This window comes from Paenibacillus validus NBRC 15382 (assembly GCF_004000985.1).
GTDB lineage: Bacteria > Bacillota > Bacilli > Paenibacillales > NBRC-103111 > Paenibacillus_G > Paenibacillus_G validus.
Window position 1 is genome coordinate 1 of sequence record NZ_BIMH01000078.1, and the last position, 11,396, is coordinate 11,396.

9 protein-coding genes are annotated in these 11,396 nt (G+C 47.1%); all 9 read left to right on the top strand.

Annotation, left to right across the window (positions count from 1 at the left end; all coding sequences use genetic code 11):
* The first annotated feature begins 10 nt into the window (after window positions 1-10).
* The 9 genes from PVA01S_RS25275 to PVA01S_RS25315 all read left to right on the top strand — a co-directional run bounded on the left by PVA01S_RS25275 (window position 11) and on the right by PVA01S_RS25315 (window position 11,093).
* Complete coding sequence (locus PVA01S_RS25275) at window positions 11-901, top strand: DUF6282 family protein (protein WP_127610583.1); 891 nt, start codon at window positions 11-13, stop codon at window positions 899-901.
* 85 nt (window positions 902-986) lie between these two features.
* Window positions 987-2,417 carry an NAD-dependent malic enzyme gene (locus PVA01S_RS25280; protein WP_127610570.1) on the top strand — a complete coding sequence of 477 codons (1,431 nt, stop codon included), beginning with the start codon at window positions 987-989 and terminating at the stop codon, window positions 2,415-2,417.
* Window positions 2,418-2,748: 331 nt separating this feature from the next.
* A complete protein-coding gene (locus PVA01S_RS25285) occupies window positions 2,749-4,632 on the top strand; it encodes a XylR N-terminal domain-containing protein (protein WP_164751973.1) in 1,884 nt (627 codons plus the stop codon).
* A 114-nt stretch (window positions 4,633-4,746) separates the two neighbouring features.
* Complete coding sequence (locus PVA01S_RS25290) at window positions 4,747-6,078, top strand: aromatic ring-hydroxylating oxygenase subunit alpha (RefSeq protein ID WP_127610574.1); 1,332 nt, start codon at window positions 4,747-4,749, stop codon at window positions 6,076-6,078.
* 37 nt (window positions 6,079-6,115) lie between these two features.
* Window positions 6,116-6,652 (top strand): aromatic-ring-hydroxylating dioxygenase subunit beta, encoded by a 537-nt coding sequence (locus PVA01S_RS25295; protein ID WP_244933048.1) that lies wholly within the window; start codon window positions 6,116-6,118, stop codon window positions 6,650-6,652.
* Window positions 6,653-6,783: 131 nt separating this feature from the next.
* Window positions 6,784-7,458 carry an alpha/beta hydrolase gene (locus PVA01S_RS25300; protein WP_127610576.1) on the top strand — a complete coding sequence of 225 codons (675 nt, stop codon included), beginning with the start codon at window positions 6,784-6,786 and terminating at the stop codon, window positions 7,456-7,458.
* A gap of 13 nt (window positions 7,459-7,471) precedes the next feature.
* Window positions 7,472-8,296, top strand: coding sequence for an alpha/beta fold hydrolase (locus PVA01S_RS25305; protein WP_307720703.1), 825 nt, complete (start codon window positions 7,472-7,474; stop codon window positions 8,294-8,296).
* Window positions 8,297-8,339: 43 nt separating this feature from the next.
* Complete coding sequence (locus tag PVA01S_RS25310; RefSeq protein WP_127610578.1) at window positions 8,340-9,323, top strand: catechol 2,3-dioxygenase; 984 nt, start codon at window positions 8,340-8,342, stop codon at window positions 9,321-9,323.
* A gap of 291 nt (window positions 9,324-9,614) precedes the next feature.
* Window positions 9,615-11,093, top strand: a complete 1,479-nt coding sequence (locus PVA01S_RS25315) for an aldehyde dehydrogenase family protein (protein WP_127610581.1) — start codon at window positions 9,615-9,617, stop codon at window positions 11,091-11,093.
* Window positions 11,094-11,396: the final 303 nt, after the last annotated feature.

Sequence of the window (11,396 nt, forward strand, 5' to 3'; positions counted from 1 at the left end):
GAGAAATACCATGGATGCAGAGCAATTGTTAGCAGGAGCTTATGACCTCCACATTCACACAGGACCTGATGTAATCGGCAGGAAGCTGGATGATTTTGAAATGGCGGAGCGTATGCAAAAGGCCGGCATGAAGGGATTCGGCATTAAGTCGCACTATTTCTGCACGGCGGAAAGAGCCGCTTTGACCAAGAAACTGTACCCCGATGTCAATGTCGTCGGCGCCATTTGTCTGAACAATACGGTCGGGGGCCTGAACCCGATGGCCGTAGAAATCGCCGCACGGGATGGCGCGAAAATCGTCTGGATGCCGACATTTGACTCCTTGAATGAGCAGGAGCATTTCAAAACCGCGAAGCACGACAAGCTTCCGTTTTGGGCGAAGATGAAGATGGAACTTGAAGAACAAGGGAAAACGATGCCGAATATCTCGCTGTTGGATGAGTCCGGTACGCTTAAGCGTCAGGTGCTGGACATTATGGACATTGCGGCTCATCACAGCCTTGTGCTTGCAACAGGCCATATCAGCGTTAAAGAAATCTATGCCTTAGTTGAAGAATCGGCCAAACGGAAAATGAAAAAAACGGTTATCACCCATCCGAATTTTCCTTCATCCGATCTTTCCAAGGAGCAGATCAAAGAACTGGCGGATAAAGGGGCGATTATGGAGTTTTGCTTTACGACTCCATACACCGATAAAGTGACTTGGGAATCGGTATATGAACAAATTCGCTACGTAGGTCCGGAAAATTGCATTCTGTCCACCGATTTGGGCCAACCGCAATATGTTTATCCGGACGAAGGGATGAAGATGTTTATTTCGAATCTTCTGCAGAACGGTTTCAGCGCGGAAGAAGTCAGAATCATGACGAACGAGAATCCCACTTTCCTTGCGGAAATTTAAACCGATAGATCAACTAAGGTCATTTCGGTAATGAAGATGGTCCGCAATGTGTTTATGAAGGGATTTGCGGGAAGGGGACCAGAATATGAGTACAGGCAGCAATCAGGAATTAGGAGGAAAAAGTATTATCATTCGTCTTGATATCGACACGGAGAAGATGAACTTCGGTATGGTGACCAACGCTATATCGCTTACGGGCGGAGATATTATCGCCATCGATACCATTCATATCGGGCCTAACTCGACCACCCGTGACATTACAATCAACGTGAAGGACGCGGAGGATAACCGTAAAATTACCGAAGCCATCGAAAGATTGCAAGGGGTAAGATTGGTGCATGTTTCGGATCGCACCTTTCTGATGCACCTGGGCGGAAAAATCGGCATCCATCCGAAGGTAAAGATTCAGAACCGCGACGATCTTTCCCGCGTCTATACGCCGGATGTTGCGCGAGTATGCATGGCCATTCATGAAGACGAACAAAAAGCGTTCTCGCTGACAATCAGAAGAAATACGGTAGCCGTTGTATCGGATGGAACCGCCGTTTTGGGGCTGGGGGACATCGGACCGAAAGCGGCAATGCCGGTGATGGAAGGCAAAGCGATGCTGTTTAAGCAGTTTGCGGATGTTGACGCATACCCAATCTGTCTGGATACGAAGGATACGGAGGACATCATCAAAATCATTAAAGCGATCTCGCCATCTTTCGGGGGAATTAATCTGGAGGATATTTCTTCGCCACGCTGCTTTGAAATAGAGGAACGCCTTCGCCGGGAACTCGATATTCCCGTCTTCCATGATGATCAGCATGGAACGGCAGTCGTCATGTATGCAGGACTGATTAACGCGCTGAAAATTGCCGGCAAGTCCATCCGTGACATTAAAGTGGTTGTCTGCGGCGTCGGGGCGGCCGGAATCGCCTGCACGAAAATTTTGCTGGCTGCTGGAGTGAAAGATATCATCGGTTTGGACAGAAACGGAATTCTGGTGAAAGGAAACGAATATTCCAATCCGATGAAACGGTGGTTTGCCGAGAATACCAATACGGCTGGTGTTTCGGGCACGCTTCAGGATGCCATGCGGGGAGCCGATGTGTTCATCGGACTTTCTTCAAGCGGTTTGTTGAAACGGGAGGATGTGCTTACTATGGCCTCCAAACCGATCGTGTTTGCGATGGCTAATCCGACACCCGAAATCCTTCCGGAAGAAGTCGATGATATTGTCGCCGTTATGGCGACCGGGAGGTCTGACTACCCGAATCAAATTAACAATGTACTCTGTTTTCCCGGGATTTTCCGTGGGGCGCTGGACTGCAGGGCGACTGAAATCAATGAAGAAATGAAACTTGCTGCTGCTGAGGCTATTGCTTCCGTCATAACAGAGGATAAATTGGATAGGTTATATATTATTCCAAGTGTTTTCGATCACAAAGTGGTAGATTTGATACGACAACGAGTGATAGAGGCTGCGATTCGAACGAAGGTGGCCCGCCGCATTCCGAAAGAGTATCGATAAAATTGAATATTTGTTGGTTACACTCCCCCAAGTTCGATAGTGCTTTAGAGCGCTGTCAACTATGAATGGGGGATTTTTTTTGGTTTTCGGGTTTAATAAAACCGGCCACAATCAAACTTGACTTACCATGAAAAGACGATTTTAATGCAAATAACCGTTATACAGAACAGGCATGGTAAAAATGGACGGAATTATCTGAAAAGTATATCTTTTTTTGCTATTGCGGCAAGAAATATCGGAGCGTACACTTAAATCAAGGTTACGAATCAGTCGCACAAATGTAATGAACTCCCGTATTTTCTTATGGCTTTCGAAAGGGGATAAGGACCTCATGCAGAGCAAGAGTTATTTGATGTCGCATGGTCGAGGAGTAAAGGCGAGCCGATTGTTATTTGAAAATATTATTGACATTGATCGTAGAACCGGAATCTTGACTTTGGATTCGAAACGAATGCTGTTAATCTCAGCTGAAGCCATGGGAATATTGCGCCGCGACTTAGTCAGTACGTTGGGGATGGAGCGTGCAAAAGGCTTCTTAATGCGCTATGGATGGGCGTATGGCTACAACGATGGCGATGCAGTCGGTAAAATGTTTCGGTGGGATTCTTTAAAAGAATATATTCTTTCAGGGCCGGTGCTTGCTACCATGGAAGGCATTGTGACGGTGGAGATTGAAGCCTTGGATATTATTGAAGGAGAGTTCTATTCACACGGGTATTGGAAGCATTCATACGAAGCGGAAGAGCATATTCGCCATTTCGGCCGGAGCGATGAAGCGGTATGCTACTCGATTGTCGGATATGCCAGCGGTTTTCTGACTAAGGTTTTGGGTAAAAGTGTTTTGGTAAAGGAAAGCCGCTGTAAGGCTAAAGGGGACGATTGCTGCTATTTTATTGCCAAAACGGTTGACGAAAACGATCCCGACTACCAGGAAGATCTCCGTTATTATCAGGCGGAATCCCTTGCTTCCGAGCTGGACGCCTACAATAAAGAGATACAGGAGCTAAACCGTATCATGGTTCACTCCGAGGAAATCAGCAATAAACTGACGGATTTCATGCTGGAAGGGAAGAATTTGTACCATCTTATCGATTTCTTATCGAAAGCCATAAACCGGAGTATTGTTATCGAAAAAGTAAAGAGAAACGGAATAAACGAAGCTGTCTGGAAAGCGGAAACTGATCTTCAGTTATATGAAAGGTGGAAGGAAGCAGGTTCCAGCACAGGCCAATTTACAGAATCGTTTACATGCGATTCATTCGATCTTCAGGCGAATCATAGTTTGCTTGGAACCATGGTTGTCGTGGGAGCGAATGAATTAACCAAGCAGGAAAGAATGATTATACGCAGGGTTGTAAGCGTTATCACCACGCACTTATACCATCAGCGATCAATTAACAAGTGGAATTGGAAAATGAAAGCCGATTTATTTGAAGAGATATTACGGGGAAATTATGATGAGCAGGAGTTGAGAAGGAGGATTTCGGATTCAGGCATAGATTTCAGCTCGGCCGTAAAAGTTGTTTGCATAAAGCTGAAGTCCGCGGATGAGCTGGAACATGTCATGAGCTATATCAATTTGAAATTTCCCCTTCTGGAGGCTTTCATAAGTAAAGACAGGATCGTGCTCATCGTATCCAGGGAATGGGAAAATTCCGTTCGGCGCAGCGAAAATCCGGAGATGGAAGAGCATAATTTTGAGACGCGTTTAAAAAATATGCTGCAAAGAAAATTTTCACAAACCAACATTTACGTAGGTTCCGGTCGGGTCGCTAGTTCCATCGTAAGTCTCGGAAAAAGTTATCAGGACGCCTATTTAATTACCGACTTTGTGCAGGTATCGTTTCTTCAAGAAAATGCCGTGGCCAGTTTTGAGCAGTTAGAACATATCATGCTGTTTATTAAAAGTTTAGATCACGATGAATTTATCAGCTTCTGCCATAATGTGTTAGGCAAATTAATAGACAATGATCTCGTTTACCAAAGCGACTTGCTTTTATCTTTAAAGGCGTATCTGGATAACAGCGGCAATTTGGCTAATACCGCACGTGAGCTCCATTTATCCATCACCGGGCTGCGTTATCGGATTCGCCGAATTGAAGAGCTTTGCGGAATCAATTTGAACGACGGAATGAGCCGTCTCAAGTACCACTTGGCCGTGCAAATTTACTTTACGCTGCGATTAATCAATAAAAATCCTTTCACTAAAAGTTAAAGATAGGTTCGGCATTAAAGGGGGTGATTGCCAAACCTTATTGAAGGCGCTTAAAGTCTCTTGGTTCATGTTTTTGGACATGTTTCTCATTAAATCAATGAGGAGGCAGACAAGGTGAAGAACAGCACAGTTGAAAATAAAACGCTGAATTTAATTCAAGAAAAGCTATCCGCCGGCCGATTACCTCAATGGGTTAAGTATGATCCGGAAATTTTTGAGTTGGAGATTGAAAAGATATTTTCGAAGACATGGTGTTTTCTGGCTCATGAATCGGAATTAAAAGAGCACGGAAGTTACGTGACAAGGTATATCGGCAATGATCCGATCTTGGTTACCCGAACCAAGACAGGGGAAATCAAGGCCTTTCTCAACTCCTGCACCCATCGCGGCGCTAAGCTTTGTACGGCTGATTACGGGAACAGCAAAAACCTGACCTGTCCCTACCATGGGTGGACATTTAATCCGGATGGAGAACTGATCGGCGTTACGGCCGGCAACAGAATTTACGGGGAGGAGATGGTGAAGGATGAGTGGGCGCTTCGGCCGGTTCCGAAGCTTGATAGGTATGCGGGACTCATCTTCGGCAACCTCGATTCCAATGCCTCTTCTCTGGATGAATATCTGGGCGAATTAAAATGGTATCTGGACATTTTGGTCAGCCGTACCGATGGAGGCATGGAGGTGTTAGGCGCACCCCAGAGATGGGTGGTGAATACGAACTGGAAAGTCACGGCGGAGAATTTCTGTGCTGATTCCTATCATGCGCTTACTTCCCATCGCTCGACGGTAGAAATGGGGATTAGTCCGGATTTCGTGTCGCAAGCCGGATTTGGCTATCAGCTTTCATTAAACAACGGACACGGGCTCAATTTGGTTCTTACGCCGCCAGGGGTAGAGGGACCTAAATATCAAGGGCTTCCGGAAGAGCTATGGCCGATGTTTGAACGTAATTTGAATCCGAATCAGCTGCAGTTCCTGGAAAACATGCAAGTGCACGTCGGGAATTGCTTCCCGAATCTATCCTGGGTCAGCATCCCGCAAAGTACCGGCGGCGATTCGATCACCACCTTTTTAAATATGAGGGTGTGGCGGCCTATCGGTCCCGACAGCATCGAAATTTGCTCTTGGGTGATGATTGATAAAGAAGCAAATGAGGAATACAAAAAAGAGGCGAGCAGAGCTTATATCATCTCTTTTGGCCCCGGAGGTACGCTGGAGGAAGATGACACCGAGATATGGACCCGGATTACGGAAAGCAGCAAAGCGGTGATGGCACGTAATAAGGATTTAAGTTACGATAATGTGCTCAATTATTTGATGGGGATTGATCGCGTCATGCCGATTGAAAACTTCCCGGGTCCGGGAAAAGCTTATCCGACGTGGCTTCTGGATACAGCAATCCGGAATTTTTGGGAGCAGTGGCTGAAGATGCTGCAAGAAAATTGAGCGAGCATGTATTCATTTATAGAGGGAGGTACCGACGATGAATGCCCAGATTCCAAGTGAGACTGCCGGGTTATTCTTGAGCAGCGATACGCAAAATGAAATCACCCGTTTCCTGTATCATGAAGCATTTTTGCTGGATCGCAGACTATATAAGGAATGGTTGGCTCTACTCACGGATGATATCGTGTACCGTATGCCGCAGCGTTCTACGCGGGAACGAAAAGACGGCTCCAATATGACCGACGATACGGCTTTTTATGAAGAGGATATGAAATCGTTAAGGCTTCGTATCGAAAGGCTCGGGACCAAATCGGCTTGGGTAGAGGATCCTCCTACGCGTAACCGGCATTTTATTTCGAATTTATTCATACAAGCCGGTTCCGAAGACACAGAGGTCCATGTGCGCAGTAATTTTCTGTTACTGCGAAGCAGAAGCGACAGCACGGTGAACTATGAGATGTTTGGCGAAAGATTTGACACGCTGCGCAAAGTCAATCAAGAATGGAAAGTTTGTGCGCGCACGATTTATCCGGATCAGGCGGTTCTGGGCGTCTTGAATTTAACTTTTGTGTAATACCGGTATGCCACGTGAAGAGAACTACTTTTTATGCGGATACCCAGGCGGGTTGAGACGATTCGAAACGAATGAATATGAAAACGTTTACATATTCACAGTGAAGGAAGCAAACAAGGGGAGGAGTGTTCATGCAAAGTCCGTTTGCCTATAGCATTCATATACCACCGGCAATCGCCCCCGATCAGCGTTATCCTGTCATTTTCGCTTTGCACGGCATCGGGTACAGCGAACAAGACATCCTTTCTGTTGTGGCCGATTTAGAAGAAGAATTTATTCTGATTGCTGTGCGCGGGCATCTTTCTTATAACCAAGGCTATGCCTATTATACGCTCAAAGAATATGGAAAACCGGACAGGGATACATTCGATGAAAGCCTAGAAATGCTTCAAGTATTCATGGAGTATGCCACAAACAAATATCCCGTCTCTGCTGATAACCGATATTTGTTGGGCTTTAGTCAGGGAGCCATTCTCAGCATGTCACTAGCCTTATTATTAGGTAACTCGATAAAAGGGATTGTGGCGATGAATGGATATATTCCGGCGTTTGTAAAAGATGAGTTTGAAGTAAAATCCATCGATCGGCTGTCCATCTTTCTGTCGGACGGGGAATTTGACGACATTTTCCCGGTGAGCATAGGTAAAGAAAATTACGTATATTTAAACAGCCGTGCAAAGTCGGTCTGCTACAAGACTTATCCGGCGGGACATGAAATATGTGAAGAAAATGGGCGGGATATCGTGGCATGGTTGCGAAATGATTCGGCATATTTACAGCAGCGGTCAAAATCAATATACGGATAGGGAGATAATGCACATGGCAGAGACCGGTTTAACCGAAAAAATCGGTAATTATGATGTCCACTACCACGAAGCCGGGCACGGCGAGCCGCTTCTTTTCATTCACGGATCAGGACCGGGTGTATCCGCATGGGCAAATTGGCGGCAGGTGTTTCCCGTTTTATCGGATAAATACCGTCTGTATGCACCTGACCTTCTCGGCTTCGGCGAGTCGGAAAAACCGAAATTGATGCCATACGGTGTTGATGTTTGGGTTCAGCAGCTTATAGCATTTATCGAAACAAAAGAGATCGGGCCATTATCGATCATTGGCAATTCGCTTGGTGGTGCAATCGCCCTGCATTTGGCGGTGCAGAGACCTGATTTGGTCAAAAAGCTCGTGTTAATGGGAAGCGCGGGCATTCATTTCCCGTTAACCGAAGGGCTTGATCAGGTCTGGGGCTATGTACCAAGTTTCGATAACATGAAAAAGCTTGTTGAGTTATTTGCCTTCGATCCTCATTTTTCCAATAATGAAGATCTCGTTCAAATGCGCTACCAGGCGACATTAAACAAAGAGAATCAAGCGGCTTTCGCCTCGATGTTTCCGGCTCCGCGGCAGCGTCATGTGGACGCACTTGCCTTAAGTGAGCAGCAATTGAGGAGTATCGACATTCCTGTGCTGCTGCTCCACGGGCGTGAAGACCGGATAATCCCGATCCGGGAAACAAGCTGGAAGTTGTTTCATCTGCTGCCGAAGGCAGAGCTTCATACGTTTTCGAATTGCGGACATTGGACTCAAATCGAAAAGAAAGAGCAGTTCTGCGACGTTGTTCACTATTTTTTAGCAAGCAAATCCTAGATGTTACCCATGTTTTTCATACCATATTCAGGAGGTTATACCCATGGAAAAAGAACCGATTTTTGATGTGGCGCAGCTGGCGCACGTAGAAATTTTCACACCGAAGCCGGATGAAACGCTGTGGTTTTTTAAAGACCTGCTGGGGATGCAGGAGTCCGGCCGACAAGGTCAGTCGGTTTATTTGAGAGCGTATGAAGATTTCTATCATCATACGTTGAAGGTCACCGAGGCGAAGGAACCGGGACTGGGCCATGTCGCTTGGCGGACGACTTCCCCGCAGGCCTTGGATCGGCGTGTAAAAGCGATTAAGGATACGGGACTTGGCACCGGGTGGTTTGAAGGGGAAAACGGCCACGGCGCGGCTTACCAGTTCCGGACGCCGGACGGCCACCGCATGGAGCTGCTTTGGGAAGTGGACTATTATCAGGCGCCGGAGGATCAGCGTACGCCTTTGCTGAACCGTCCGCAGAAGCGTCCGACGACCGGTGTCCCGGTCCGCCGGCTGGACCACGTCAATTTGATGGCAAGCGATTTGAAGCCGAATGTCGATTTCATGATGAACAACCTCGGGTTCAATCTGCGCGAGCATATCAGGCTGAAGAACGGAAACGATGCCGCCGCATGGATGAGCGTCAGCCCGCTTGTGCATGAAATTGCGATGATGGGCGATCCGCTCGGCGGAAAGGCGCGCATGCATCATATTTGCTACTGGTACGGATACCCGCAGCACCTTTCCGACATTTCCGATATTTTGGTGGAGAACAACATTCGAATCGATGCGGGGCCCGGCAAGCATGGCGTGAGCCAAGCGTACTTCCTGTATGTTTTCGAGCCCGGGGGCAACCGCGTAGAGCTGTTCGGGGACGCCGGATATCTTATTTTTGACCCGGCCTGGAAGCCAATCATGTGGCAGGAAGAGGATTTGGAGAAGGGGATTATCTGGTACGGCTCTCAGCTTCCTCAAGAATTTTTCATGTACGGTACGCCTATCATCGATACTATTCAAACAACTGCCAAGACAGGCTGAGGCCATTTATTGATGAGTGTGGATTTATAGGAATACTTCATCATTGTTAGCGGAATTCGTAGGATGAATAAAAAGTCAAAAAGCGGCTCTCAACGTTGATCATAAGTTGAGAGCTGCTTTGCGCTGCTGCAGGTTCTGCTTTACGCCCTTCTCCCCTGGTTCAATAATTTTGTTCTCATAAAAATTAAACAGAATTGTTTGACAATATTTCGCATTTTCGGTAAGATATTGAATATACATCTTGAAAGCGCTATCAATTTATCATTCCATAAGGAAAGAGGGTAACTTGCTATGGCAAATGAGCCTGTTGTTGTTCATGCCCTAATCAATGGCCGGCAGCTAGTAACGGAAAAGCGGTATGGACGCGAGAATCCGGCAAATCCGAGTGAGATCGTCGGCTACGGCCCGGTCAACACACGGGAAGACGCCGTGCTTGCGATAGATGCTGCGGCAGCGGCATTCCCGGCCTGGGCAGCGACGCCTATTGATGAGCGTATCCAGCGGATGCAGCGAGCGATCGAGAAACTGAAAGCTGCCGCACCCGAATTAACGGAGCTGCTCTCCCGTGAGCATGGTAAGCCGCTTTATGATGCGCAGGGCGAGATTGTAGTTTCAACGATGTGGATGGAGTATGCATGCAGCCGTGTTAAGGATGTCATTCAAGATGAAGTACAAGAGCATGATCACGGCAGGACGATTATTTCCCATGATCCGATGGGGGTGGTGACGGCGATTTTTCCCTGGAATTACCCGATCTCGCTTTCTACCATCAAAATTGCTCCGGCCGTACTTACCGGCAACACCATGGTGCTAAAGCCGAGTCCATATGCTCCGCTTGCGGTGAGCAAGGCCATTGAATTAATCGCGGCCGAATTCCCGCCTGGCGTAATCAACATGGTTCATGGCGAGGCGGATGTAGGCGTCGAACTAACTTCCAATCCTAAGATCGCTAAAATCGCCTTCACGGGAGGCACGAATACAGCGAAGCACATCATGAAATCGGCTGCGGATACGATTAAGCATTTGACATTGGAACTGGGAGGCAATGATGCCGCCATCTTCCTTCCTGAATTCGATGTGAACGATGAAAGGGCAATGCGCCGTCTCGTTATCTCTAATTTTCTCAACGGCGGCCAGATTTGCATGATTGCGAAACGCGTGTATGTTCATCGTTCGATTTACGACAAATTTGTTGAGAAGTATATCGAAGCCGCTAATAAATGGATTCGGGTAGGAAGTCCCTTTAATCCGGAGGTTACAATCGGTCCTGTGAACAACGCTGCTCAGCTGAAGTATGTAAAAGAGCTGATCGAGGATGCGAAGAGCCGTGGCGCCAAAGTCATCCCACTAGGACGGGTGCTGGAGCCGGAGTTGTTTGAACAGGGCTATTTCATGCAGCCCACATTGGTGCTGGATGTGGATGATAACGCTCCGATTGTGGCGGAAGAACAGTTCGGCCCGGCGGTGCCCATTATGCCGTACGATGATGAAGAACAGGTTATCTCGCTCGTGAATAACAGTATTTATGGTTTAACCAGTTCCGTTTGGGGAGAGGAAGAGCACGCTGTACGCGTGGCGCGCCGTATTGAAGCCGGTACTACCATGATTAACACGGCGGCCATCATGGGGCTTGATGTACGTTTCCCGTTCGGCGGCGTGAAACAATCCGGGGTAGGCCGGGAATATGGAATCGATGGGCTTCTCGCTTATGTGGAAAAGCATGTCATCAACGTACCGACATTTCTCGATCTGCCGTATATTCCGGAGTGAACGCGGCTGCGCAAATATTTCCGTGGGACTACCGAACAACCATTGGTTTGAAAATTACATAGCCGGTTTGCGTGCATGAAATCGCTAACTTGGCACCCATAGGAAATATAGAACAGTCTAAAACGATTCATCGTTTTAGACTGTTTTGCATGTACTGAGGATAGAGCGGATTAATTTAATTTCCCTGTGCTGTGAAGGTTACTTTAAACATTCATGTTGACACATGATGAAAAACAAATTAAACTAAACTTGTATACATAATTGTAAAACAATCTTGCATTCATTTTTGGGAGGAGAAATCTG

What these genes read in the sequence shown, in the direction of transcription:
- PVA01S_RS25275 (WP_127610583.1), top strand. Translation starts at nt 11, where the DNA reads ATGGATGCAGAGCAATTGTTAGCAGGAGCTTATGACCTCCACATTCAC.
- PVA01S_RS25280 (WP_127610570.1), top strand. Translation starts at nt 987, where the DNA reads ATGAGTACAGGCAGCAATCAGGAATTAGGAGGAAAAAGTATTATCATT.
- PVA01S_RS25285 (WP_164751973.1), top strand. Translation starts at nt 2,749, where the DNA reads ATGCAGAGCAAGAGTTATTTGATGTCGCATGGTCGAGGAGTAAAGGCG.
- PVA01S_RS25295 (WP_244933048.1), top strand. Translation starts at nt 6,116, where the DNA reads ATGAATGCCCAGATTCCAAGTGAGACTGCCGGGTTATTCTTGAGCAGC.
- PVA01S_RS25300 (WP_127610576.1), top strand. Translation starts at nt 6,784, where the DNA reads ATGCAAAGTCCGTTTGCCTATAGCATTCATATACCACCGGCAATCGCC.
- PVA01S_RS25305 (WP_307720703.1), top strand. Translation starts at nt 7,472, where the DNA reads ATGGCAGAGACCGGTTTAACCGAAAAAATCGGTAATTATGATGTCCAC.
- PVA01S_RS25310 (WP_127610578.1), top strand. Translation starts at nt 8,340, where the DNA reads ATGGAAAAAGAACCGATTTTTGATGTGGCGCAGCTGGCGCACGTAGAA.
- PVA01S_RS25315 (WP_127610581.1), top strand. Translation starts at nt 9,615, where the DNA reads ATGGCAAATGAGCCTGTTGTTGTTCATGCCCTAATCAATGGCCGGCAG.